26 protein-coding genes and 1 other RNA gene are annotated in these 24,937 nt (G+C 68.1%); 6 read left to right on the top strand and 21 right to left on the bottom strand.

What is annotated here, in order from left to right:
* Positions 1-14: 14 nt before the first annotated feature.
* From ACT26F_RS01235 to ACT26F_RS01195, 9 genes are all read right to left on the bottom strand, one after another.
* Positions 15-902, bottom strand: coding sequence for a type II secretion system F family protein (locus ACT26F_RS01235; protein ID WP_471668653.1), 888 nt, complete (start codon positions 900-902; stop codon positions 15-17).
* Complete coding sequence (locus ACT26F_RS01230; protein WP_471668652.1) at positions 902-1,840, bottom strand: type II secretion system F family protein; 939 nt, start codon at positions 1,838-1,840, stop codon at positions 902-904. The genes ACT26F_RS01235 and ACT26F_RS01230 overlap by 1 nt, the downstream gene beginning before the upstream one ends.
* The gene (locus ACT26F_RS01225; protein WP_471668651.1) at positions 1,837-3,198 is read right to left on the bottom strand and encodes a CpaF family protein; all 1,362 of its coding nucleotides are present in this window, start codon (positions 3,196-3,198) and stop codon (positions 1,837-1,839) included. Before ACT26F_RS01225 ends, ACT26F_RS01230 begins: the two co-directional genes overlap by 4 nt.
* Positions 3,195-4,382, bottom strand: coding sequence for an AAA family ATPase (locus tag ACT26F_RS01220; RefSeq protein WP_471668650.1), 1,188 nt, complete (start codon positions 4,380-4,382; stop codon positions 3,195-3,197). Before ACT26F_RS01220 ends, ACT26F_RS01225 begins: the two co-directional genes overlap by 4 nt.
* The gene (gene cpaB, locus ACT26F_RS01215) at positions 4,379-5,053 is read right to left on the bottom strand and encodes a Flp pilus assembly protein CpaB (RefSeq protein ID WP_471668649.1); all 675 of its coding nucleotides are present in this window, start codon (positions 5,051-5,053) and stop codon (positions 4,379-4,381) included. Before cpaB ends, ACT26F_RS01220 begins: the two co-directional genes overlap by 4 nt.
* Before the next feature lie 34 nt (positions 5,054-5,087).
* A complete protein-coding gene (locus ACT26F_RS01210) occupies positions 5,088-6,260 on the bottom strand; it encodes a pilus assembly protein TadG-related protein (protein WP_471668648.1) in 1,173 nt (390 codons plus the stop codon).
* Complete coding sequence (locus ACT26F_RS01205; RefSeq protein ID WP_471668647.1) at positions 6,251-6,640, bottom strand: TadE/TadG family type IV pilus assembly protein; 390 nt, start codon at positions 6,638-6,640, stop codon at positions 6,251-6,253. Before ACT26F_RS01205 ends, ACT26F_RS01210 begins: the two co-directional genes overlap by 10 nt.
* Before the next feature lie 111 nt (positions 6,641-6,751).
* Positions 6,752-6,934, bottom strand: a complete 183-nt coding sequence (locus ACT26F_RS01200; protein WP_471668646.1) for a Flp family type IVb pilin — start codon at positions 6,932-6,934, stop codon at positions 6,752-6,754.
* 333 nt (positions 6,935-7,267) lie between these two features.
* Positions 7,268-7,459 (bottom strand): Flp family type IVb pilin, encoded by a 192-nt coding sequence (locus ACT26F_RS01195; RefSeq protein WP_471668645.1) that lies wholly within the window; start codon positions 7,457-7,459, stop codon positions 7,268-7,270.
* 232 nt (positions 7,460-7,691) lie between these two features.
* Between ACT26F_RS01195 and ACT26F_RS01190 the strand changes: the two genes are divergently transcribed.
* The 3 genes from ACT26F_RS01190 (at position 7,692) to ACT26F_RS01180 (ending at position 10,316) form a co-directional block, all read left to right on the top strand.
* A complete protein-coding gene (locus ACT26F_RS01190) occupies positions 7,692-8,963 on the top strand; it encodes a glycosyltransferase family 87 protein (RefSeq protein WP_471668644.1) in 1,272 nt (423 codons plus the stop codon).
* An 18-nt stretch (positions 8,964-8,981) separates the two neighbouring features.
* A complete protein-coding gene (locus ACT26F_RS01185; RefSeq protein ID WP_471668643.1) occupies positions 8,982-9,941 on the top strand; it encodes an NYN domain-containing protein in 960 nt (319 codons plus the stop codon).
* A gap of 171 nt (positions 9,942-10,112) precedes the next feature.
* Positions 10,113-10,316: a cold-shock protein gene (locus ACT26F_RS01180; RefSeq protein ID WP_471668642.1), complete on the top strand. Its 204-nt coding sequence runs from the start codon at positions 10,113-10,115 to the stop codon at positions 10,314-10,316.
* Between the two features lie 65 nt (positions 10,317-10,381).
* On the opposite strand, the gene ACT26F_RS01175 is transcribed toward ACT26F_RS01180, so the two are convergent.
* Entirely contained in the window at positions 10,382-11,182 is an 801-nt protein-coding gene (locus ACT26F_RS01175) for an MBL fold metallo-hydrolase (protein ID WP_471668641.1), read from the bottom strand.
* 68 nt (positions 11,183-11,250) lie between these two features.
* Here ACT26F_RS01175 and ACT26F_RS01170 point away from each other — a divergent pair, with 68 nt between their 5' ends.
* Positions 11,251-12,033, top strand: coding sequence for an alpha/beta fold hydrolase (locus tag ACT26F_RS01170; protein ID WP_471668640.1), 783 nt, complete (start codon positions 11,251-11,253; stop codon positions 12,031-12,033).
* 14 nt (positions 12,034-12,047) lie between these two features.
* Here the strand turns inward: ACT26F_RS01170 and ACT26F_RS01165 are convergent, their stop codons facing one another.
* A complete protein-coding gene (locus tag ACT26F_RS01165; RefSeq protein WP_471668639.1) occupies positions 12,048-12,467 on the bottom strand; it encodes a pyridoxamine 5'-phosphate oxidase family protein in 420 nt (139 codons plus the stop codon).
* Between the two features lie 75 nt (positions 12,468-12,542).
* Here ACT26F_RS01165 and ACT26F_RS01160 point away from each other — a divergent pair, with 75 nt between their 5' ends.
* The gene (locus ACT26F_RS01160) at positions 12,543-13,250 is read left to right on the top strand and encodes a Clp protease N-terminal domain-containing protein (protein WP_471668638.1); all 708 of its coding nucleotides are present in this window, start codon (positions 12,543-12,545) and stop codon (positions 13,248-13,250) included.
* 65 nt (positions 13,251-13,315) lie between these two features.
* Here ACT26F_RS01160 and ssrA read toward each other — a convergent pair.
* Positions 13,316-13,686: a transfer-messenger RNA gene (gene ssrA, locus ACT26F_RS01155) on the bottom strand.
* A gap of 78 nt (positions 13,687-13,764) precedes the next feature.
* Here ssrA and ACT26F_RS01150 point away from each other — a divergent pair.
* Complete coding sequence (locus tag ACT26F_RS01150; protein WP_471668637.1) at positions 13,765-15,030, top strand: MFS transporter; 1,266 nt, start codon at positions 13,765-13,767, stop codon at positions 15,028-15,030.
* A gap of 6 nt (positions 15,031-15,036) precedes the next feature.
* On the opposite strand, the gene ACT26F_RS01145 is transcribed toward ACT26F_RS01150, so the two are convergent.
* The 9 genes from ACT26F_RS01145 to ACT26F_RS01105 form a co-directional block, all read right to left on the bottom strand.
* Positions 15,037-16,284 (bottom strand): hypothetical protein, encoded by a 1,248-nt coding sequence (locus ACT26F_RS01145; RefSeq protein ID WP_471668636.1) that lies wholly within the window; start codon positions 16,282-16,284, stop codon positions 15,037-15,039.
* A 58-nt stretch (positions 16,285-16,342) separates the two neighbouring features.
* Entirely contained in the window at positions 16,343-17,203 is an 861-nt protein-coding gene (locus tag ACT26F_RS01140) for an amidohydrolase family protein (protein ID WP_471668635.1), read from the bottom strand.
* A gap of 9 nt (positions 17,204-17,212) precedes the next feature.
* Positions 17,213-17,686, bottom strand: a complete 474-nt coding sequence (gene smpB / locus ACT26F_RS01135; protein WP_471668634.1) for an SsrA-binding protein SmpB — start codon at positions 17,684-17,686, stop codon at positions 17,213-17,215.
* Positions 17,687-17,695: 9 nt separating this feature from the next.
* Positions 17,696-18,982: a peptidoglycan DD-metalloendopeptidase family protein gene (locus ACT26F_RS01130; protein WP_471668633.1), complete on the bottom strand. Its 1,287-nt coding sequence runs from the start codon at positions 18,980-18,982 to the stop codon at positions 17,696-17,698.
* A 130-nt stretch (positions 18,983-19,112) separates the two neighbouring features.
* On the bottom strand, positions 19,113-20,027 hold the full coding sequence (ftsX, locus tag ACT26F_RS01125; RefSeq protein WP_471668632.1) for a permease-like cell division protein FtsX: 915 nt from the start codon (positions 20,025-20,027) through the stop codon (positions 19,113-19,115).
* Positions 20,028-20,031: 4 nt separating this feature from the next.
* Positions 20,032-20,721, bottom strand: coding sequence for a cell division ATP-binding protein FtsE (gene ftsE, locus ACT26F_RS01120; RefSeq protein WP_471668631.1), 690 nt, complete (start codon positions 20,719-20,721; stop codon positions 20,032-20,034).
* A gap of 48 nt (positions 20,722-20,769) precedes the next feature.
* Positions 20,770-22,269, bottom strand: coding sequence for a CoA-acylating methylmalonate-semialdehyde dehydrogenase (locus tag ACT26F_RS01115; RefSeq protein ID WP_471668630.1), 1,500 nt, complete (start codon positions 22,267-22,269; stop codon positions 20,770-20,772).
* Between the two features lie 125 nt (positions 22,270-22,394).
* Positions 22,395-23,723, bottom strand: a complete 1,329-nt coding sequence (locus ACT26F_RS01110; protein ID WP_471668629.1) for an aminotransferase class III-fold pyridoxal phosphate-dependent enzyme — start codon at positions 23,721-23,723, stop codon at positions 22,395-22,397.
* Between the two features lie 80 nt (positions 23,724-23,803).
* Positions 23,804-24,937 (bottom strand): ABC transporter substrate-binding protein, encoded by a 1,134-nt coding sequence (locus ACT26F_RS01105; RefSeq protein WP_471668628.1) that lies wholly within the window; start codon positions 24,935-24,937, stop codon positions 23,804-23,806.

The following is a 24,937-nucleotide window of genomic DNA, read 5'->3' as shown; positions in this document are numbered from 1 at the left end:
CTGGTCGCGCCGACTCACATTGACTTGAACTCGCCGATCGCCGTGATGATCGCGGGGCCGATGACGATGATGAAGAGGACCGGCAGGATCGTGCCCATCAGCGGGAGCAGCATCTTGACCGGAATCTGGTTCGCGACGCCCTCGGCGCGCAGACGACGCGACACTCGCATCTCGTTGGCCTGGTCGCGCACGATGTCGGAAACCGGGACGCCGAACTCCTCGCCCTGCAGGATCGACCGGACGAACTTACGCAGGTCGTCGACGTCGGTGCGCGCGACGAGACCCTCGTAGGCGTCACGCCGCGGCAGCCCGAGCGCGATGTCCTGGACCGTACGGACGATCTCGTCGGCCAGAGGACCCGTACCGGTCTGGCCGGAACGGGCCAGTGCGTTCTCGAAGCTCGTGCCGGACTCGATCGAGATCGTGATCTGGTCGAGCATGTCGGGCAGCTCGTACTGGATCTCCTCCTGACGGCGCACCGCGCGACCGCGCAGGACGATGTCGGGGCCGAAGTAGCCGAGCGCCGGGGCGAGGACGAGCATCATGACGCCGAGCATGCCGCCCTTGCTGCTGAAGACCATGAGCCCCAGGGCCACGCCGCCGGCCCCGAGGAAGACCTTCATGGACAGGATCTTCGCGACGCTCATGCCCTCCGGCCGTCCGGCGAGCATGAAGTTGCGCTCCGCGCGCTCGACGAAGGACTTCGGGGTCAGCCTGAACCCGATGCCACCCCGCCCGGTGTCGGCGTGCAGGTCCTTCGCCGAGCCACCGACCACGACCTCGGTCTCGGTCAGTGCCCGCAGGCGGGCGGCAGCGGCGGACTCCTGCTTGCCGAAGACGCCAAGCGCCCTGAACAGGAAGAACAGCGCGGCGAAGATCGCGACGATTCCGATGAGCAGCATTACAGTTTCACCTTCGTGATCGAGCGCAGCCACAGGCCGCCGAGGATGTAGAAGACCAGGCTCACGACCAACAGGATCTTGCCGGGGCCGGTGGTGAACAGCGGCATCATGTAGTCGCGGTTCACCAGCACGAAGAGCAGCCCGACGCACACCGGAAGGGCCATCAGGATGACCGCGGAGGCCTTGCCCTCCGCCGCCAGCGAGTCGACCTTCTGACGCAGTTCGTTCCGCTGCGAGATGGTCTCGGTGACCCGGTCGAGGATCTCGCTGAGTCGACCGCCCGACTCGCGCTGGATGGCCACGGCCTCCGTGACCCACATGAAGTCGTCGCTCTCCATCCGGTCGGCGGTGTCCTTCATGCCCTGGACCAGGTCGCGGCCGAGGCGCGTCTCGTTGACGATGCGCGCCAGCTCCTCGCCCATCGGGGCGTCCAGCTCGGTCGCCACACTGCCGAGCGCGTTGGGCACGTTCATGCCGGACTTGAGCGCCGAGCTGAACAGCGTCATCGTCTCGGCCATCTGGTGGCTGAACTTCTCGCGTCGGCGGCTGGTCTTCACGCCGACGTACATCTTCACCAGGAACGGCGCGCCGATCATGAGGATGACCGAGAAGAAGATCGAGCTGGTCAGCAGCATGCCCGCACCGAAGGCGGCGAAGGCCACGAGCAGCGTCGTCGCCACGACGGAGGTCACGCTGGACTTGATGCCCGCCAGCGCCAGCTCGTCCTCCGAGAAGGGCTTGAGACCGAAGGTCTTCAGCACCTTGTCGATCAGGTCGTAGATCGGCGTGGACTTCCTGATCCGCTTGCCCTCGACCGACATCTCGGCCTTCATCTGCTCCGAGCGCAGGGTCGCGATGTCGGGCTGCAGGAGCGCAAAGGCCAGGGCGATCACCGCGGCAGCCATCGCGATCACGCCAAAGGCGAGATATCCGGTCACTGGTTCGACTCCGTTCCGTGGGGCAGGAGGTGGCGCGGCACGTGGATGCCGCGTTCCTCGAGAAGTTCAATCAGGTGGGCGCCGTCGCCGACCGCCTGGACCGATCCGAGCGGGTGACCGTCGGCGTCGTACCCGGCACCGAAGTCGAAGCGGTAGAGGTCGTTGAGGACGGGCTCGTCGTTCTCGAGCCCGAGCAGCTCGGTCACGTGGGTGATCCGACGCGAGCCGTCGCGCAGGCGCGTGATCTGGACGACCATGTCCACGGCGGAGGCGATCTGCTCACGGATGGCCCGCAGGGGCAGGTCCATGCCGGCCATGAGGACGAGCGTCTCCAGACGGGAAACGCAGTCCCGCGGCGAGTTGGCGTGCAGGGTCGAGATCGAGCCGTCGTGACCGGTGTTCATCGCCTGCAGCATGTCGAGCGCCTCGCCCGAGCGGCACTCGCCGATGACCACGCGGTCGGGCCGCATGCGCAGCGAGTTCTTGACGAGGTCGCGGATCGTCACCTCGCCGCGGCCCTCGATGTTGGCCGGTCGCGCCTCGAGCTGGACGACATGGGACTGCTGGAGCTTGAGCTCGATCGCGTCCTCGATCGTGACGATGCGCTCGTCCTCGGGGATGAACGAGGACAGGACGTTCAGCAGGGTCGTCTTGCCGGTGCCCGTGCCGCCGGAGACGAGGACGTTCAGGCGGCCGCGGACACACAGTTCCAGCAGTTCCGCCAGGTCCGGGCTGAGCGAGCCGTAGTTGATGAGGTCCTGGATGCTGAGCGCCTTCTTGGCGAACTTGCGGATCGTCAGTGACGAGCCGCGCACCGCGAGCGGCGGGATGACCGCGTTGACACGGGAGCCGTCGGCGAGGCGCGCGTCGACGAGCGGCGAGGACTCGTCGATGCGACGGCCGACCTTGCCGACGATGCGCTCGATCACGCGTCGCAACTGGTCCTCGGAGCTGAAGCTCTCGTCCGCGAGGGTCAGCTTGCCCTTGCGCTCGACGTAGATCTGCTCCGGGTGGTTGACCATGATTTCGCTGACGTCGTCGTCGTCGAGCAGCCGCTGGATCGGACCGAGCCCGAGCGCGTCGTCCTCGATCTCGCGCATGAGCGCCGCGCGCTCCGCACTGCCCAGCTGGACGTGCTCCTCCTGGAGCACCACCTCGAGCTCGGAGCGGACGAAGTCCCGCAGCTGGACGTCGGTCAGTGAGGCATCGTTGATGCGCGACCCGATGCGACGGAAGAGAGACTCGACCGAACGCTTCTTGAGGTCGTCCAAGACGGCGGACCGCTGCACCACCGCCATGGGTCGCACGCCGTTCTCGCCCTGGCGCTCGGCCGCGAGAAGGCGATCGGTGATGCTCATTCATCCCTCCGGAAGAGACCGCCGCGTCGACGCGACTCGTCCCCCCTGAACTTGTCGACCATGTTCTCGACGGCCTCGGACAACTCGGCGGAGCGCTTCGCCTGGGCGAGCGGCTTGCCGGTGTTGACCGACAGGGCGATGTCGACCGACCGGGCGATCGAGACGTCGACCTGCATCCGCATCGCCTTGGCGATGTCCTCGATCTCCAGGCCCGTGCCGGACTCCGTCATGTTCACCACGAGGTGTCGGTTGAGCGGGAGCAGGTCGATCCGGTCGAGCAGATCGACGGCACGACGCAGCGCCTTCACGCTGGAGACGTCCATCGTCGTCACCATGATCACGTCGGTGGCGACCTCGAGTGCCGCGAGCGTCTCGTCGGTCAGGCCGGAGCCGGTGTCGACGATGACGTAGGAGTACTCGTCGGAGAGCTGGCGCAGCAGGGCGCTCTCCTGGGCCGGCGTGACCTTCTCGAGTGCCGCCGGGGACTCCGAGGCCGAGAGCACGAGCAGCTTGTCGTCGAAGGCGTTCAGCAGACCCTTGATGACGAGCGACGTCTGCACCCCGTCCTGGGTGAACGCGTCCTCGAGCGTGTGGACCGCGTGGACGTTCAGCACGCTGGCCACATCGCCGAACTGCGCGTCGTAGTCGACGATCACGGTGTCGAGCGCCGCGCGGCGCGACAGCGCGATCGCGAGGTTCGTGCTGATCGTGGTCTTGCCGACGCCACCCTTCGGGGACAGCACGACGACGACCCGGTGCTGGGTCGGGTCCAGCGGAACGTGGCTCACCGCCGGCGCGCTGGTCTCCTCGGCGGGCGCGACGATCGACCCGCCGACGTGGCGGGCCAGCAGGCGCTCGATCTCGAGGTCGGACGACGTGGCCGGAACCGACTCGACGATTCCGTACTGACGTTGTCCTGAGGACAGGGGCTCGGGGGCGTTGCGGACCAGAACGACCGGGACGTGTTGCTGGTGGTCGTGGATGATGTCAGCGAGTTCGAGCGCATGGTCGTCGTCCACGTCCTCGCCGATCACGACGAGGTCGATCTGCTTCATCGTGCCGAGCATGGAGTTCAGCACGTGCTCAGTGAACGTCGGCTTGAGCCCGACCACCTTCCGATCCGCGACGCGCCGAAGCCGGCCCGCAAAGGGGCTGACTTCGGCGATCACGACGATGATGCTCACTTGACAAGTGTCCCCGCATCGACACCCGACGCGCCATCACGGTTCGTCTTGTCGTTCTGGACGGACAGTCGCACCTGGCCGAACTGGGCGGAGGTGGCGATCTGCGTGGCCTGTGCGGTGTTGACCGCGAGCGTGACGACGAGCGACTTGTCCTCGTTGCGCTGGACGCTCGTCACCAGGATGTCCTGGGCGATCATCCGGCCGCGGCGGTCATCGCCGTCCTCGACCGTGGCGATCACGCCCACCTTGACGCCCTCGTCGATCTTGGCGTCGACGGCCGCAGCGGCATCGAGCGTGACGGAGACCTCCTGGAGACCGGCCGGGACATTCGACTTCGACGTGGCAGCGGAGCCCTCCTTCGAGAAGCGCGACTCGATGAGCTGCTCTCCCGCCACGAGGGGCACCGTGGTCTTGAGTCCCTCGATCTGCGACAGGTCCGTGATCGCGCCCTTGGACACGGCCTCGTTCGGCAGGCTGACCAGCTCGGCGTTGTCGCCCACCGTCTTGGCGTCGGCGTTCGAGCTCACGTCGGCCGAGAGGCGGTAGACCTTGACCAGCTCGGCACCCTCGTACGCCCGGTTCTTGGCCGTGGCCCCGTACACCACCGTGGCACCGATCCCGATCACCGCGAGAACGGCGGCGGTGATGGCGGCGATGACGCGAGAGTTCATGAACTGGTTCCTTCAGGTCTGGGATGGATGGCGATCATTTGACGAGCTTGACTCGTGAGCCGCCGAGTTGGGGTGCCGACCCGGAGATCCCGGAGTCGGAGTTGCTGTACGTCGTACCGAAGTCGGTGAAGTTGGCGAACAGCGCGGCATCGGTCGACCGCACGAATCGACCCTTCAAGCCCGCGCACCTGCCACCGAGGGTCAGGGTCCCGATGGCGATGCCGAACGCGCATGTGCTTGAGGTTCCGAGGGAACCCGAACTGGGCTGGGAGCCGAAGTAGAGCACCGGATACGTGATGAAATTGGTGATCTTGAAGGGCGCGAACCCAATGATGATGAGCCGGCTGGAGTACGAGACCGACCCCCACAGGATGGTCTTCTTCTCGCGTGCGTAGATCGGCATCATTATGGTCGAGCCCGAGGTCACGCCGGAGAACTTGCTGGTCATGCAGGAGTCGAACGAAAGCAGGGCCCAGTCGTCGAGGATGTCGCGATAGACGTCCCACAGGTCAGGACTGAAGTTGCAGTTGGTGTTGAACCCGGGAAACACCGACCCGGTGAAGTACATCGCGCGCCCGAAGGACGTGTACCCGCTTGCCGTCCCCTTCTGGCCGTAGACCGTCGGCGCCGTGACACTTGTGCCGGCACAACTGTTTTCGGCCGTGTCGAACCTCGACCAGAGGTACGTCTTCTCCGCACCAGGGGTGGCTTCCGAGACCGGCTGGTTCGCCGCCCAATCGCAGTACGACAGACCGATCGGGATCAGGTTCGTGGCGCGAAGTGGCACCGTGTCCCAGGTCGCAGTCGCCTCGCCCTTGACGGTGCTGGCGCTGTCGCCGAGCACGCGTGCGAACGTGTGTTGGACGTTCTTGCTGACCCGGACGGTGGTCTTCCCGTCGGCGTAGGCAGGCGCCTTCGAGACGCCGTTCTTGTACGTCTGGACGGTCGCCGACGCGCCGGCGTTCTGCTGGGCGTACCAGGTCGCCGTAGCGGTCGTGCACGTGGACTTGTTGACTGCGCAATCGGCGGCGACCGCCAGGGCGGCCGCATCGGCCGCGTTCTGGGCGCTGCCCTTCTGCTCCGAGGCCACCGCGTAGTCGACGGAGACGGCGGTCATGCCGAGCAGCGCCACCATCGACAGGGTGACCAGGACGATCGTGGCGCCCCGCTCCTTGGCCCGCAGGCCGAGTCGTTTCCTCAGTTGCATCGCGCGATCCCCTTCGCCTTGTAGCTGAAGTTCGGCTTGATGAACCCGGTGAGGGTCGATCGAGTCGTCGTAGCGGTCACGGTGACCGCCTGCCCCGAGGTGGCGTCCGAGCACACGATCGAGAAGGTCACGACCGCGCCGCTCGCCAGGCCCTGGATCGTGGCCTTGGCGGTCGCCTGGTTGCGGTCGATGGCGTAGCTTCGCGCGGCGATCGACGTCGCGTTGTTGAGCTGGGTCCGGAAGTTCCAAGCCATGCCGAACTCCACGATCCCGATGACGATCGCCATCAGCACGGGGACGACGAGAGCGAACTCGACGGCAGCGACACCACGCTCGCGCATGGATCGCGAACGTCGTGTCGACGTCGTCTGCAGCTTCATGTCATCCCCTCCCTCAAGCTGACGTGCGGTCGGGGCGAAAACCCCGGATGCGGTGTGCCGCGCCGCGCTCGGCGGCGCGGCACACCGCCTGGTTCTTTGCGAACCCTCGGATCAGATGCCGAGGTCGGTGGACAGGTTCGTCCAGAAGTCGGACAGCGCGGTGCCGAAGATGCCGATGGCGGTGACGATGGCGACGGCGATGCCGGCGATGATGAGCGCGTACTCGGTCGCGGTGGCGCCCTTCTCCTCGCGCTGGGCGGCGAAGGCGGACAGGAAGGTGAAGATCTGCAGCATGGTTTTCTCCTCGTTTGGATGTGGGCGAACTCGCATACTGCGAAGTCCGAGCGAAACGCTAGTGGCAGCTTTCGGACCCGAAACCGGCTTTGTGACGAAAACAACAACAGCGGGGCGAAAATAGTCCTATGTGACTAGTGGGGCTCAGTAAAACTCATTCGTTCAGTCCATTTCGCACCACATGTGCGTGCATTAGCACCACGGGTCACCTGAGTCACACAGGTTTCGCCTGGTGCGTGGGCGGCCGCGGCCGACCCCTGCGCGGGTTCCGGGCCGCGGACGCGCAGGAGCGCCGACGCTCCGACCACGGCCGGGGCGTCAACGCGGATTTGATCAGAGGCCAGCCACGAAGTCCGTGAGCTCTTGGAGCCGTACTTCGAGGCGCTCGCCGAGGGCGAAGGTCGCCGTCACCAGGACCACGGCGATCCCGCTCACCAGCAGGGCGTACTCCGCCGCAGTGGCGCCACGTTCGTGGCGCCGCAACCACTCCACCGTTCGCAGCAACAGCATCTGGGACTCCCTCACGCGTGGCACCGTCGCTGTGACGGATGGGACGAAAGTAACGCAAGGGATGAACGTCCCGCGACAGTTCCGCTCATTTCCGGGACGCGTCGACGTCAGGCTCACTTCAGCCAGCGCGGGGTGGCGGCGTACAGCAAGTCTCGATCACTCCTAGACCTCAAAGGCAATCCCACTGGTCCCACGCTTCACAGCAATCACGCTTGCTCCACGTCCGATCTCGCCTACGCTGTCCTCCGTGCCGAACGTCGCCCACCGACTCGTGATGAGAGTCGACGCGTTCGTCACGCGCGAGCGGTTGGTGATCTACCCCGGGGCTTTCGCCATTGGTGCCGCGCTCGGAATAGTCGCGGCGGTCATTCTTCCTGCGGCCCTCGGCGCGGAACTCAGCAAGATGGCGCCCGATTTTCTCGCACCGTGGACGGCTGCCAATTTCCTTCTCGACGGGCGTATAGGCGAGTTGTACGACCCGCATTCGCAGGCAGCCTTCCAACACACGGCGACAGGCACGAACAACTTGTCGTGGTTCTTCAGCCTTCCGCCGGTGGCCCTTCTCTACGTCCCGTTCGCACTGCTGCCCTACGGCGTGGCAGTGCTGCTTTGGACCGGGATCTCGATCGGCTGCCTGCTCCTGGCAGTCCGCCTCCTCGAGCCGGTCGCGCCGCGACTCCTCGGTAGTCACCCGCGGCACACCACCGTCGTCGTGGTCGCCTGCTACCCGGTGTTCGAGTTGCTCGGCGCGGGCCAGCAGAGCGCAGTCACGCTGCTGATCTGGGCCGCAGGGATCCGATTCGCGCTGGCCCACCGTGACGCGCCGGCCGGCGCGATCTTCGCGCTGGGCATGATCAAGCCCCAACTATTCCTCTTCGCACCCGTTCCCCTGCTTTTCCAGCGGCGATGGAAGGCGCTTTTCGCGGGGGCGGCCGTCGCGCTGGCGACATTCCTCCTGACCGTGACGACACTCGGCGCCGGCACGCTCGAGTCCTGGCTCGGAACGCTGGCGAGCGACGCCTTCGCGTCGGATATCCAGATCGGCCAAGCATGGAAGATGGTCGGAATCTCGGCCTTTCTCGTGAGTCTTGCCCCATCCGGGTGGAGCGAGGTCGCCGGGATCCTCGGTGCGGCGGCCTGCGTGACCGGCGCTGTTGTCGCCTGCACCCAAATCCGGCAGTGGGTTCGCGCTGGAGTGCCCGAGGTGTATCTGTGGTCGCTCGCGATCTTGGCCACCCTGGCGGTCTCGCAGCACGTCCTCGCCTACGACGCGATTCTGCTCGTCATCCCCATGCTTGTCCTCATCGACCGTCACGACTCCCCCGTGATGCGAGTGAATGCCATCGCCTGCTTCGTGGCGCTCTGGGCCATTCCCATCCTGCACATCGCTGCGGCAACCAACTCCGCATTGTCCTTCCTCGACACCGCGTGGAGTGCGCCGTGCATTCTCGCGACGTGGTACCTGCTGGCGCGAACGGTCCGGCGTCTCCCCGCCACACGTCCCGTGAGCGTCTCCTGAGTGCGACACACTGGCACTATGACCTCCCCGAGCGACGCAGCCGTCGCCGTCTACCTCGACTTCGACAACATCGTCATCAGCCGCTACGACCAGGTTCACGGCAAGGGGTCGTTCTGGCGCGACCGGGACTCCGGCTTCGACGAGGCGAGACTGACCGCCGCGGAGGTCGACGTGCACGCGATCCTCGACTTCGCGTCCTCGTTCGGCAGGCTCGCGCTGACCCGCGCCTACGCCGACTGGTCGATGCCGGTCAACAGCCGCTACCGCCGGCAGCTCGTCGACCGTGCCGTCGACCTCGTCCAGCTCTTCCCCGCGTCGGGCTCGAAGAACGGCGCCGACATCCGGCTCGCGCTCGATGCCCTCGAGGACGTGGCCCGCTCCCCCGGTGTCGCGACGATCGTGCTCGCCGCCGGCGACTCGGACTACATCCCGCTGGCCCAGCGGTTGCGCCGGATGAACCGCACGGTCATCGCGGTCGGGGTGGTCGGCTCCGTGAGCCGGTCGCTCGCCGCGGCCGTCGACGAGCTCGTCAGCTACGACAACCTGCCCGGGCTCGTCCGCGACGACGAGGACGCCGAGCCGGAGGTCACCGCCCCGCCCGCGAAGAAGAGCACGGCGAAGAAGTCCGCGCGCAAGCCGGCTGCCGAGGACAAGGCCAACGAGGCGAAGGTCGACGACAAGGCCGCCGAGGACAAGTCCACGACGGAGAAGGTCACCGAGGACGAGGCGAAGCTGACCTCCCGCCAGGCCACTCGACTGCTCATGCGCGCCCTGCGCCTGCTCGCGGAGAAGGAGGACGACTCCGACTGGGTGCACGCGTCCTCCGTCAAGAACCAGATGAAGCGCATGGACTCGCGCTTCAGCGAAAAGGACCTGGGCTTCAAGTCGTTCTCCGACTTCGTGAAGGGCCGGAACTCGGTCGTCGAGCTGGACGAGACCCACCAGACGCGCAAGGTCAGGCTGCGCCCCGGACACTGAGGATTGCGCTGAACGGGGTCCGACCCGGTAGACTGGACGCGTTGCATGGCATGACACGGCAGATTGATGGTCGGGCCCCTCGGGGCTGGTTTTCTCTTTGGTTTGAAGTGGCGCGTGACGAACTACCGCGCACTCGACCCGCGAATGCGCACCTACTCCCAAGGAGAAATTATGGCTACCGGAACTGTGAAGTGGTTCAACTCGGAAAAGGGCTTCGGCTTCATCGCTCCCGATGACGGCGGCGCCGACCTGTTCGCGCACTTCAGCGAGATCCAGGGTTCGGGCTACAAGAGCCTCGACGAGAACCAGAAGGTCGAGTTCGAGGTCGCGCAGGGTCAGAAGGGCCTGCAGGCCGCCAAGATCCGCGCGATCTGAGCTTTCGCAACGCGAGAACTCCCCACGAAGCCCCCGCCACTGGTGGGGGCTTCGTCATGTCCGGCTCAGACGGCCGGACCGAGCCGGAACCGCGCGCCGTCGTGGCCCGTCTCGGCACCCATCGCCGCGATCCGGTTCGCGACGTCGGGCGGGTTGTGGTGGCTCAGGTGCACCGCGACGACGCGCGTGTCCCGGTCCGCGACTCCCGCCGCGTGCAGGTCCACGACCGCCTTCTCGAACGAGGCGAGGTCGTGATGCTGACCGACCGCCAGGTCGGACCGGTCGCCGAACGTCTCCTCCAGCAGGACGAGATCGAGCCGGTGTCCCGCCAGCAGGTCCAGCAGTCCGTCGGCCCACGGCCCCGTGTCGCACGCGTACAGCAGCTGCCGCTGGCCGATTCCGACGCGGTAGAGCACCGCCTCGCCTAACGCCTCGTGCGCTGCCGGCAGCACCCGTACGACGTGGTCGGGGAGCATGAGGTCGTCGCCCGCCGACACCTCCACGAGCCGCACGGCTCGCTGGTCCGGCGCGAGCCACTCGCGACAGCGAGCGATCACCGCCGCGGGCCCGTACACGGTCAGCGGCTTCTCGCTGACCCAGCCGCGATGCAGCAGGAACGACGGGTCGAGGTGGTCGGTGTGCGCGTGGGAGACCAGCACCGTCTCGACGTCGACGAGATCGAGTCCGGTCCGCAGCGCCTGCCGTGGCGCCTCGGGTCCCGGATCGATCCAGATCCTGCCGTCGACGAGCACACTCGTCGGTGTGCGCAGGACTCCCTCGCGTCGCATCGCCATGCACGACGCGCACCGGCAGAACGCCGACGGCCAGCCGTCGGCCGAGCCGCTGCCGAGCAGCACGACCTCCACACCCCGAACGCTAGTCGCGCGCCCGGGCGCTCGCGCGACCGACCGGGCCGTGCAGTAGGAATGACAGCGTGCGGCACGTGACGATCGACTCCGGCGACGCCCGGATCGCCGTGCAGGAGGCCGGGCCCGAGGACGGTCCCGTCCTGCTCCTCCTGCCCGGTCAGGCCAACTCGCACGACTGGTGGACCGGCCTGCGCGACGACTTCGAGGACCGCTGGCGCACCGTCACGTTCGACTACCGCGGCACGGGCGCCACCCGGTCGCCCGACGGCGACTGGACGACGCGATCGTTCGCCGCCGACGCCGCACGGGTCCTGGACGTCCTCGCGGTGGAACGGGCCGACGTCTACGCCACGTCGATGGGCGGCCGCGTCGCCCAGTGGCTGGCGATCGACCGGCCCGACCTCGTCGGCGGACTCGTGCTGGCGTGCACGACGCCCGGCGGTCTGCACGCCCTCGACCGCGGTCCCGAGGTGCGGCGCGCCCTCGCCGCACCCGACCCCGAACTCCGCACGCGGACGCTCGTCGACTTCTTCTACACGCCGTCCTGGCGGGCGCTGGGTCGTCGCAGCCACCTGCTCGGCGACCCGTCGATGACGGCGCGCGCCCAACACGCGCACCTGCGCGCCAGCAACGGCCACGACGCCACCGACCGACTGCACGAGATCACGCCGCCCGTGCTCGTCCTGCACGGCGACGACGACCCGATGGCGCCGGTGGCGAACGCCGAACTCCTCGTCGACCACCTCGCCGACGCCGAGCTGGTCGTCACGCCCGGTGGCCGGCACGGCTTCTTCGACGAGTTCAGGACCGAGATCACGCCGCGGGTGCGCCGCTTCCTCGGCGCCTGACGGCCAGCGTGCGCTCAGTGGTGGGCGCGTGCCTCGCCGTCGACACGCAGCCCCGGAGAACTCATCACCTGCTCAGGCGTGATCGCGATGGCGACGCGCTGCGGGTTCTCGCGCGGCTGGCGGTACCGGCGGGCGTAGAGCTCCACCGCGAGGGCCACGTCCTCGGGGTCGCGCTGGACCACGGCCGTCCCGGCGATGCTCATCCACTGGGGACCGGCCAGTTGGGCGACCGTGGCACGCGGATCGCGCTCGACGTTGCGCACCTTCTGGCTGCCGTCGCTGGTGATGATCCGCACGACGCCGTCGTCGCCGACCGTGAAGCCGACGGCCACGGTGTGGATCGCCCCCGCCGGACCGATCGTCGACAAGGTCGCGAGGTGACGGTCGACGAGGAACTCGCGGCCGGCATCGTTCAGGCGGTCCAGTGCAGTCATGGGCTCCATCATGGCGGGTGACCCATCGTCAACTGTGGGTTGACGGCAGCAGGAAAGTCAACCTAGGGTTGACGCATGACCGAAGACGCACCCGTCGAGAAGACGATCAGCCTCGGCGACCTCATCGAGGGCATCCGCCGCTCCACCGACAACGAGCTCGACCGGCTCTCCAGCGCCGTCGTCGTGGCCCAGCACCTCGACGACGTCGGAGACCATCTCGTCGGCCACTTCGTCGACCAGGCCCGCCGGGCCGGCGCGTCGTGGTCGGACATCGGCCAGAGCATGGGCGTGACGAAGCAGGCGGTGCAGAAGCGGTTCGTCGCGAAGCCGAACTCGGACTCCAACCCTTTCGCGCGCTTCACGCCACGGGCCCGCAATGCCGTGGTCGCCGCGATGAACGAAGCCCACGAGGCGCACCACGCCGAAATCTCCCCGGCGCACCTGCTGCTGGGGCTACTCGCCGAGCCCGAGGGCGTGGCTGCCACCGTCCTGGTGGCCCAGGGTCACACCGTCGAGGAACTGCGGGCCGCCGCCCTCGCGGCGACCCCCGCGCCGTCGCCCGACCCACTGCCCAGCCTCATCCCCTACGACACCCAGTCCGTGAAGGTGCTCGAGTTGACCGCACGCGAGGCGCTTCGTCTGGGCCACGACCACATCGGCACCGAGCACGTGCTGCTCGCGCTGGCCGAGACCGAGGACGACGAGGGCGTCCTGACCGGGCTCGGCATCGGTCGCGATCAGATCGAAGCCGGCGTCCGCGGCGTGCTGGGCGCCCTTGACTGATCGCGGACATGACGAAGGGCCACCCCATGGGGTGGCCCTTCTGAATTGACGCCTCTGTCGAGGGCTGGTGGAGCTGCCGGGAATCGAACCCGGGTCCTCTGGCGCTGAGTCAGTACTTCTCCGGGTGCAGTTCGTCTGACGCTTTTCTCAGCCCCGGTGCTCGGACGAACGCGTCACCGACAGGCTCAGCAGCGAAAAAGTCCCGATCAGACCGCGCTACCCGGTCTGATCAGCAAGTCCTCTAGATGAGATGGACGATCCGGGACGAGGACGTTCCCGGGTCCACCCTTCGCAGGTCGCTGTCAGGCAGCGAGGGCGAAGTCAGTGCGCTTGGAATCGGCACTTATGGGTTTGCAACGATCGTTTGAGAGATGACGTTGCCTTCTCTACCCGCTTCTCCTGAGTCGAACGACCACAGTCGAAACCGATCAGCCCCTCTGGAATTGTCAATACACCCATCCTAACGCGCCCGGCCGACGAAACGTTCCCCGTTGCCCGGAGGCAGGATGTGCACATGGCACGAACGACCCGACTCCCCCGGATCCACCCGGCCTGGGTCGTCGCCGCGGTCGCCTTCCTCGCCCTGATCGGCGCCGCGAGCTTCCGCGCCGCACCGGGTGCGCTGATGGACCCGCTCCACGACGAGTTCGGCTGGTCGACGAGCACGATGTCCCTGGCCGTGAGCATCAACCTGCTGCTCTACGGACTCACGGCCCCGTTCGCCGCGGCCCTGATGGACCGGTTCGGCATGCGCCAGGTGGTCTGCACCGCGCTGACCCTCGTGGCACTCGGTGCCGGCGGCAGCGTGTTCATGACCGCCCCGTGGCAGCTGCTGCTGTGCTGGGGCGTCCTGATCGGGCTGGGCACCGGGGCGATGGCGCTCGTGCTGGCCGCGACGATCGCGAACCGCTGGTTCGAGCAGCGGCGGGGCCTCGTCATGGGCATCCTCACCGCCGGCATGGCCACCGGCCAACTGGTCTTCCTGCCGGTCGTGGCCAGTCTCGCCGAGCACGCCGGCTGGCGGCAGGCATCGATCGTGGTCACGGTCGCCGCGCTGGCCGTCGTGCCGATCGCCTGGACCGTGCTGCGCGACTATCCCGAGGAGCGCGGCGTGAGCCCGTACGGCGCCGCACCCGACTGGACTCCCCCGCCGCGCGCCCACGGAGGCGCCGCGGCACGCGCGATCGACGGGCTCACGTACGCCGCCCACCACCGCGCCTTCTGGGCGCTGGCGCTCGCCTTCGCGATCTGCGGAGCCACGACCAACGGCCTGATCGGCATCCACTTCATCCCGTCGGCCCACGACCACGGCATGGCCGGGACGACCGCCGCCGGACTGCTCGCCGCGGTCGGCATCTTCGACATCGTCGGCACGGTCGCGTCGGGCTGGCTGACCGACAAGTTCGATCCGCGCATCCTGCTCGTGGCGTACTACGGCTTCCGCGGCGTGGGTCTGCTCCTGCTGCCACAGCTGCTGGCCGCCACCGTGCACCCGAGCATGGTCCTGTTCATCGTCATCTACGGTCTCGACTGGGTCGCCACCGTGCCGCCGACGGCCACGCTGTGCCGCGAGATCTTCGGCGAACGCGGCACGATCGTCTTCGGCTGGGTGTTCGCCGCGCACCAGTTCGGAGCGGCGGCCGCGGCCCTCGGCGCAGGCGTCATCCGCGACTCCTTCGGCTCGTACACGTACGCGTGGCTCGCCGGTGCCGCCCTGTGTGCGTTGGCCGCCGTGCTGTCGATCGTGGTCCGTCGCGAACCGGCGCTCACCGCGGCCTGAACCCGGTCACCGCACCGTGAACGACACCTTCGTCCAGGCGGACCAGCCGGCGGAGTTCCTGGCCCTCACATAGGCCACCCGCGGACCCTTGCCGAGCTTCTTGCGGGTCACCGTGAGGGTCCGCTTCGCGGCAGGCAGCGTCGCGTTGTACTTCACGGTCGCGCCTCGCTGGACCTGGACCTGGTAGCCGGAGACCGCCGCGTAGCCGTCGTTGGCCGGTGCCGTCCACGAGATCGTCCGCTTCGCCGACTTCGCCGATCCGGAGACCTTCGGTGATCGCGGCGCCGTCGGAGCGGACGTGAACAACGCCGGCAGGGTGAAGACACTGTTGTCAGCGATCGCCGTGACGCTCACGCGACGCCGGGAGTCCAGGGCCAGGTCCGGCAGGATGGCGGTCGTCCCGGCGATCGACACCGTGCGCAGCGGCCTGACGTTGCCGTCCGGGCGCGCGGGGTAGACCCGTATCTTGCCGTCCTGGCCCGAGATGTAGACGCGTCCGGCATCGTCGAGTGCGATCCCGCGGGGGCCGTTCAAGCCGGTGTTCGGCCCGTCGATGGCGACGTCGGGAGGCACGTTGCCGTCGTCGCGGACGTCGAAGCCCAGGACGCGCTCGCCGTAGAAGGCCGACACCCAGATCCGGTCGCCGACGATGTCCAGGCCGGTCGCGCCGGACAGCAGCGTCTTCGCGCCGGAGATGGTCCGCACCGGAGCCCGGTTCCCCGAAGCCGACGGAAGGTAGCTCGTCACCGATCCGGGGTCGTTGGAGACGAAGATGTAGCCACGCGAGTCGACGTCGATCGACAGCGGATCGACGAGCCCGGTGGCGGCGCCGCTTATCGTCTGGACGGGTGCGACGTTCTGCTCACCGGTCGGCGTCAGGGCACTGACGTCGAAGCGCTTCACCGAGTCGTTGAGGTCGGTGACCCACAGGTCGCCGTCCGGGTCCAGTGCCAGCCCGTACGGGTTGACGAATCCGGCGTTCGTCCCGCCGATCCATCGGGTCGGGGCGACATTTCCGGTCGCCGACGCCGGGAAGTAGCCGATCCTGCCCGTGGCTCCCGCGACCACCCACCGGCCGCCGGCGGCGTCAGTCGCGACACCCCAGGGGAAGCCGATGGACGTCGCGGGACCCGTAAGGGTGGAGACGGGGGTGACGGTCACGTCGTCGGCGTTCGCCGGGACGGTGGCGGCGAGAAGCGTGACGGCGGACAGCGTGACGATGCGCAGGGCACGGAACATGGCAGGCCTTTCCATGACGGGTCCCCCGAACCAGGTCAAAGTTCCCACGGACCTCAGGGACCACACAAGCGGTTCAGCCGAACAGGGCCACCCCGTTGTCCCACAGCACGGCGCGCATCCACTCGTCGCCCAGGCCGAGCCGGTCGAGGGCCTCGACCTGGTGGGCGTAGGGGTAGGGGATGTTCGGGAAGTCGCTGCCGAAGACGATCTTGTCCTGCAGCGCGAGCAGCCGATCGGGGTCGATCTCGGGCCGGTCGTCGAAGAAGTCGACGAACGTCATCGTCGTGTCGAGCCACACGCGCTCGTACCGATCCGCCAGATCCATGAAGTCGGCGTACTCCGGCATGCCCAGGTGCGCGATCACGAGCGGCAGGTCGGGACGACGCTCGAGGACGCGGCGGACACTCGCCGGTCCGGTGAACTCACCCGGCGCGGGCCCGGACCCGGCGTGCAGGACCGTCGGCACACCGGCGTCGGCGAGGACGTCCCAGACCGGAACGAGCAGCGGGTCGTCGGCCGCGAACTCGCCCACCTGCAGGTGCGCCTTGAAGACGCGCGCCCCCGCGTCGATCTCGGAGCGGACGTAGTCGGCGGCACCGGGCTCGGGATAGAACGTGGCCGAGTGCAGCGACTCGGGCACGCGCGCCGCGAAGCCGCGGTTCCACTCGTTCATGAACGGCGCGATGCCCGGCTTGTGCGCGTAGGACAGCGCGCTGAACCGCACCACGTCGAGGGACCGCAGCGTCGCGACCCGCTCCTCGTCACTCGTGCGGTAGTGGATGGGCCACGGCCGGCCCAGCTTCGGGCCCGCGGCGTCGAAGTAGGCCCACACCTTCGCCAGGATCTGCGGCGCCATGAAGTGCACGTGCACGTCCACGATGCCGGGCACGCCGAGCCGGTCGAGGTACGCGGGCAGGTCCGCGTCAGCCCACATCGGTGAGGCTCACAGGCCCTTGAGGCGGCGGCCCACCTCGCGCTGCGCGTCGCGGGTGGCCTGGCGCTCGGCGATCGCGTGCCGCTTGTCGAACTCCTTCTTGCCGCGCGCGAGCGCGATCTCGACCTTCGCGCGACCGTCCTTGAAGTACAGCGACAGCGGGACGATCGTCAGGCCCTTGGCCTGCGTACGGTGCTCGATCCGCTCGATCTCGCTGCGGTGCAGCAGGAGCTTGCGGCGGCGGCGCGTCTCGTGGTTGGTCCACGTGCCGTTGTCGTACTGCGGGATGTGGACCTGCAGCAGCCAGGCCTCGCCCCGCTCGATCTCGCCGAACCCGTCGACGAGCGATGCCCGGCCCATGCGCAAGGACTTGACCTCCGTGCCGGTCAGGACCAGACCGGCCTCGAAGGTGTCCTCGATGTGAAAGTCGTGCCGCGCCTTCTTGTTCTGGGCGATCAGCTTGCGACCGGTCTCCTTGGGCATCAGGCCATTCTAGAGCCAGTTCATGGGGTTGGTCGTCGAGCCGTTCACCAGCACCATGAAGTGCAGGTGGCAGCCGGTCGAGTACCCCGTGGTGCCGGAGTAGCCGATGACCTGTCCCCGCGACACCTTCGTGCCGCTGGAGTACTTGAACCGCGACAGGTGGTTGTAGGTCGTGATGACGCTGACGCCACGCTTCACCCCGTTGTTGAGGATGATCCGGTTGCCGTAGGCGCCGTTGAAGTACTGCGAGATGATCGTCCCGCCCGCGGCCGCATGGACCGGAGTGCCGCAGGCGACGCCGAAGTCGGTGCCGTCGTGCAGCTTGTAGACACCCGTGATCGGGTGCCGGCGCATGCCGTAGGGCGAGGTGATCGGGCCGTAGACGGGTCGGCTCAGCGCTCCACCGGAGTCGCCGGTCGTGCCGCCACCTCCGCCACCGCCACCGCCGCCCTTCTTCTTGCGCGCCGCGGCCAGCTCGCGCGCCACGATGGCGGCCATCTTGCGCTCGAGGCTGGCTCGCTCGGACTCGAACTCGCGCACCTGGCGCACGTCGTCGGCGAGCGTGGCGTCGGCGGTCCGCTTCGCGGAGGCACGGGCGGTGACCAGCTGGGCGACCGACGCGGCCTGCGCCTCGGCCTGCGCCGTGAGGGCCTGCATCGTGACGACGACGGCGGCGGCCTGCTCCTTCTGCTTCGCGACCTGGTCGCGCAGCTTCTCGACCTTGTCGCGCTCGATGCCGAGCATGACCTCGGAGGCGGCCATCTGCTGCATGCTCGCCAGCTGGGCGTCACCGATCGACTCGTTGAGGCTCATCTGCTCGGAGAACTCCATGGGGTCCGCGCCGCGCATCAGCTCGCCGAACGCCTTGAGGCCGTTGTCGCCACCCATGACGGACTCGACCGCGAACGACTCGACGGCGGCCCGGCGCTGCTTGAGCTTCCGCTCGGCGGTCGCGAGGTTCTGCTCCGCCGTGCGCAGATCGGCCTGCGCCTTCTCGAGCTCGGCGCGCAACCGCGCGTCCTCGGCCTGGGCGACCGCGAGCTTGCCGCGGGTCCGACCGAGCGTCGTCTGGGCGGACGAGAGCTTGCGCTCGGCCCGCGCGAGCGCGTTCCTGGCCGCCTGGGCTGCCTTGGTGGACGCCTGGACATCGTCCTTGGCGTCCTCCAACTGCTTGGAGTTCTCACGCTGCTGACGCTTGACGTCATCCTTCTCGTCGCCGTACGTGGGCGCGGAGAAGCCCGCCACGAGGGTGGCAGTCAGGACGACCGCGAGCAGCGGTTTGCGCAATCTCGTCATGTACTCGATCCGGGGAAGGTCCTGGCTCCTGATGAGCCGAGACGGAATCGTGCGGTGTGACGGATGTGACTCTACGCCACGACTTGAGGCTTTTCGGGCCCAGCGGGCCCGCGTGTCACCGGAGTCGCGGTCAGACGTCCAGGTACTTGCGCGTCATGACGAACGTGGGCACGAGCGCCAGCAGCAGCGCCAGCACCGTGGTCATGCCCATCACGAGGAACGCGTCCTCCCAGCGGACCCACGTCGTGATCCGCCCGAGCGTGTCGCGCAGATAGCCGTAGACGACGAAGTGCATGAACGCCGCCAGCCCTGCCGCCGCGAGCGCCGCCGAGATGAGCGCGGCGACGAGCGACTCGAGGATGAACGGGGCCTGGATGTGCCAGCTGGACGCGCCGACGAGCCGCATGATGCCGATCTCGCGACGTCGCGCGAACGCCGTCATCCGGATCGTGTTCGACACCTGCAGAATGGCTGCCACGATCAGCAGGCCCGCGGTGCCCAGCGCGGCCCACTGCATCTTGTCTAGCATCTCGAACAGCGGCCCGAGCAGCTCACGCAGCGAGTTGACGTTGCCGACGCCGTCCATGCCCGAGACCTCGCTCACGACCCCGTCGAACTGCTGGGGGTCCTTCAGCGTCACGAGATAGGACTCCGGGAACGAGTCGGTCCCGAGGGTCTCGAGCTGCTTGCGCCCCGTGTCGGTCTGGCCGAGCAGCTCGCGCGCCTGCGCGAAGTTCTCCTCCGGGGTGCGGATCGTGAATGTCTTGACCTCGGGGTTGTCGCTCAGCGCCTCCTGCACGGCCTGCTTCTGCTCGTCGGTGGCCGTGCCGCCCACGCACGTGGCCGCCGCGGAGTTCTTGGTGCACAGGTTGACCTGCAGCTGCAGGCGGTCGCCGTAGTAGCGCTCGGTGCGCTCGGCCTGGGCCTGGATGAGCAGGCCCAGCGAGGCCAGCAGCAGCGACACGCTCATCGTGACGATCAGCGAGATCGTCATGGAGGTGTTGCGCGTCAGGCTGGCCCGCAGTTCGTTGAAGATCGCTCGCATGGTCTCAGTTCTGGTAGCCGTAGATGCCGCGTGCCTCGTCGCGCACGACGCGGCCCTCGTCGAGCTCGATGACGCGCTTGCGCATCTGGTCGACGATCGTGGAGTCGTGGGTCGCCATGAGCACCGTCGTGTCCTCACGGTTGATCCGGTCGAGGAGCTTCATGATGCCGACGCTCGTGCTGGGGTCGAGGTTGCCGGTGGGCTCGTCGGCGATGAGGATCATCGGCCGGTTGACGTAGGCGCGGGCGATCGCGACCCGCTGCTGCTCACCGCCGGACAGCTCGTCGGGACGCCGGTGGCCCTTGCCGTCGAGGCCGACCATGTCGAGCGTCTCCGGGACGAGTCGCTTGATCTCGTCGCGCGACTTGCCGATCACCTCGAGCGCGAACGCGACATTCTCGAAGACCGTCTTGTTCGGCAGCAGCCGGAAGTCCTGGAACACCGTTCCCACCTGGCGACGCAGCTTGGGCACCTTCCAGCTGGAGAGCTTGTTGATCTCCTTGCCGGCGACGTACACGTGGCCGGACGTGGGCCGGGTCTCGCGCAGGATCAGGCGCAGGAACGTCGACTTGCCCGAGCCGGACTGACCGACGAGGAACACGAACTCGCCCTTGACGATCTCGAGGTCGAGCCGGTCGAGGGCCGCCCGCTTCTGCCCGGGATAGGTCTTGGTGACCTTGTCGAAGCGAATCACCCGACCGAGTGTAGGTGTGACACCTGAGGAATCCGGTCAGGCGGGGCGTCAGTCGTGCTGGGGGAAGCCGAGGTTGAGGCCGCCGTGGCTCGGGTCGAGCCAGCGCTGGGTGACCGCCTTCTCGCGCGTGAAGAACTCGATGCCCTGGGGACCGTAGGCCTTCGCGTCGCCGAACAGCGAGGCCTTCCAGCCGCCGAACGAGTGGTACGCCACGGGGACCGGGATCGGCACGTTGACGCCGACCATGCCGACCTCGATCTCCCGCACGAAGCGGCGGGCGGCGCCGCCGTCGTTCGTGAAGATCGCGGTGCCGTTGCCGTACCGACCCGTGTTGATGATCTCGACACCCTCCTCGTAGCCGTCGACACGCACGACGGACAGCACCGGGCCGAAGATCTCGTCGGTGTAGGCCGTCGAGGACAGCGGCACCCGGTCGATCAGCGTCGGCCCGAGCCAGAAGCCGTTCGGGTCGCCCTCGACCGCGATGCCCCGGCCGTCGACGACCACCTCGGCGCCGTCGTCGGCCGCCACGTCGAGGTAGCCGGCGACCTTGTCACGGTGCTCCCGCGTGATGAGCGGACCCATGTCGCAGCCCTTGCGCCCGTCGCCCGTGACGACCTTGGCCATGCGGTCGGTGATCTTCGAGATCAGCTCGTCGGCAATCGAGTCGGTCGCGAGCACGACGCTGATCGCCATGCACCGCTCCCCCGCCGAGCCGAAGCCGGCGTTGACGGCCGAGTCGGCCACGAGGTCGAGGTCGGCGTCGGGCAGCACGAGCATGTGGTTCTTCGCGCCACCGAGCGCCTGGACGCGCTTGCCGGCGGCGGTGCCGCGCTCGTAGACGTACCGGGCGATCGGCGTCGAGCCGACGAACGAGATCGACGCGATGTCCGGGTGGTCGAGCAGCGCGTCGACGGCCTCCTTGTCGCCGTGGACGACGTTGAAGACGCCGTCGGGCAGTCCGGCCTCGGTCATCAGCTCAGCCATCCAGTTGGCGGCGCTCGGGTCCTTCTCGCTCGGCTTGAGCACGACGGTGTTGCCGGTCGCGATCGCGAGCGGGAAGAACCACATCGGGACCATCGCCGGGAAGTTGAACGGGCTGATGATCCCCACGACGCCGAGCGGCTGGCGCAGCGAGTAGACGTCGACGTCGGTCGAGACCTGGTCGGAGAAGGCGCCCTTGCTCAGGTGCGGCATCGCGCACGCGAACTCGATGACCTCGAGGCCGCGGGCGATCTCACCACCGGCGTCGGACAGCACCTTGCCGTGCTCGGCCGTGAGGATCTGCGCGAGCTCGTCCTTGCGGGCGCTGACCAGCTCGCGGAACCGGAACATCACGTTCTGGCGAGCCGTGATCGACGAGGCGCCCCACGTGGTGAAGGCGGCCCTCGCCGCGGCGACCGCCGTGTCGACGTCGGTCGTCGAGGCGAGCCGGACCTGCTTCTGGACGATCCCGAGGGCGGGGTCGTAGACCGGCGCGGTGCGGTCGGAGTCGCCGGCGAACGCCGCGCCGGAGACGTAGTGGTCGAGGATCGGTGTGTCAGTCATGTCGTGCTCCTGGAAGTGGTGTGGGGAAGGTGGTCTCGATACGCGGGCTCGTTCCTCGCCCTGCTACTCGACCACCGGCTCCGGTGATCGAGTAGCCGGCGAGCGAAGCGAGACGCGTATCGAGATCACCGCAGGGATTGGTCGACGAGGGTGAGCACCTCGTCGTAGGCGGCGACGGCCTCGGCCACGTCGTCGGCGGTCACGACGCAGGGCGGGACGACGTGGATGCGGTTGTCCGTCGTGAACGGCAGGACGCGCCGTTTCACCAGTTCGGACTTGATCGTGCCCATCGTGGCGGCGGACACGGGCTCGCGGGTGTCGCGGTCGGCGACCAGCTCGAGCGCCCAGAAGACGCCCAGCCCGCGCACCTCGCCGATGCAGCGGTGGTCGACGGCCAGCTTCTCCAGCGCGGGGCCGATCACGTCGCGGCCGATCGCGGCGGCGTGGTCGACGATGCCCTCCTCGGCCATCGCGTCGATCGTGGCGACGATCGAGGCCATCGCGATCGGGTGGCCGCTGTAGGTGAGGCCACCGGGGAAGACCCGCTCGTCGAAGGTCGCGGCGACCGCGTCGCTGATGATGACGCCACCGGCCGGCACGTAGCCGGAGTTGACGCCCTTCGCGAACGTGATGAGGTCGGGCACGACGCCGTGCACGGTGTGCGCGAACCAGTCGCCCGTGCGGCCGAACCCGGCCATCACCTCGTCGAGGATCAGCAGGATGCCGTGCCGGTCGCACAGCTCGCGGACCCCGGCGAGGTAGCCCGGCGGCGGCACCATGATCCCGGCGGTGCCGGGGATCGACTCCAGCAGCACGGCCGCGATCGACGTGGGGCCCTCCGCCTCGATCATCCGGCGCAGGTGGTGCAGGGCGCGCTCGCACTCCTGCTCGGGGCTCTGCGACCAGAACTCGCTGCGGTACAGGTAGGGACCGAAGAAGTGCACGTGGCCGCGCGCGAACTCGTTCGGGATGCGGCGCCAGTCGCCCGTCGCGACGATCGCCGCGCCCGTGTTGCCGTGGTACGAGCGGTACCGCGACAGGATCTTGTCGCGACCCGTGTGCAGGCGGGCCATCCGGATCGCGTTCTCGATCGCGTCGGCGCCGCCGTTGGTGAAGAAGACCTTGTCCATCCCCGCGGGGGCACGCTCGGCGATCTTCTGCGCGGCCCGGCTGCGGGCGAGGTGCGCGACGGGCGGGCCGATCGTGGTCAGCTGCTGCGCCTGGTCGACGATCGCCTGCACCACCTTGGGGTGCTGGTAGCCGATGTTGACGTTGACCAACTGGCTGGAGAAGTCGAGGTAGGTGGTGCCGGAGTGGTCCCACACGCGGGTGCCCTCACCCCCGGCGATCACCATCGGGTCCAACGCACCCTGGGCGGACCAGGAGTGGAAGACGTGCTCGCGGTCGAGGTCGTGCGCGAGTCGGTCGAGATCGGCGTCGTTGCCCATCGTCATCGGTTCCTTCCGTGTTCTTCCACTGTGACACCGGGGCGGCTGCCCGGGGCATCGGCCCCGGGCAGCTCCCGGTCGGCGGCCTAGTTGCCGCCTTCCTTCAGTTCCACGTCGATCGGGGCGAAGTCCGAGCCCTTGGTGTCGACGCCCTCCTCCGCCAGCTCGTCGAGCGCCTCCTCGACGTACTCGTTGGAGTAGGCGGTCTCCGGCGGCTCCTTCGTGATGATCGTCGCGCCCGTCTCGTTCTTCGTGCCGAGGGCGATGTCGACGGTCTGCTTCCACGCGTCGTCCTGGATCGTGCCGACGCCCGCCGTGGAGGGCCAGATCAGCTTGTTGATCTCGTTGGTCATCCACAGCTGGTGGCTCTCGCCGAGCTGCGAGCCCGCCTCGGTCACGATCTTCGCGGCCTCCTCCGGATGGTCCTTCGCGTAGACCCAGCCCTTGATGGACGCCTTGATGAACTTCACGGTCTGGTCGGCGTAGTCGTCGTCCTCGAGCTGGTCGGTCTGCGCCCAGATCGCGTCCTGCAGCATCGCGGTGCCGACGTCGTTCCAGTCGATGACGTTGAGGTCCTCGGGCTGGTAGAGCTTGCCGGTGTCGGGGTTCTTCGTCTCCAGCACCTGCGCGTACTCGTTGTACGTCATGGCCTGCGCGGCGTCGATGTCGCCGGCGAGGAAGCCGTTCATGTCGAACGCCTGCTGCACGAGGGTGATGTCGTCGACGCCCACGCCGTCCTTCTGCATCCCGGCGAACAGCTCCCACTCGTTGCCGTAGCCCCACGAGCCGACCTTCTTGCCCTTGAAGTTCGCGGGCGAGCTGATGTCCTTGTCCTTGAAGGAGATCTGCGTCGTGGCGCTGCGCTCGAAGATCTGCGCGACGTCGGTGATGTTGGCGCCCTGCTCGATCGAGCCGAGCACCTTCGGCACCCACGAGATCGCGTAGTCGACGTCACCGGCGCTGAGCACGTCCTGCGGGACGATGTCGGGTCCGCCCTCGACGATCTCGACGTCGAGGCCCTCGTCCTCGTAGTACCCCTGGTCGACGGCGGCGTAGTAGCCCGCGAACTGGGCCTGGGCGACCCACTGCAGCTGCAGCTTGACCTTGGTCAGGTCGCCGTCGGCGCTGTCATCGTCATCACCGCCGCTGCCGCAGCCGGCCAGGGCGAGGGCGGCGACGGCGGCCAGTGCCGCCGTCTTGCCCCAGAGTCCCTTCTTCAT

The organism is Aeromicrobium sp. SP1 (genome assembly GCF_055663785.1).
Note: the sequence above shows the minus strand (reverse complement) of the source record. Positions and strands in the feature narration are given on the sequence as shown.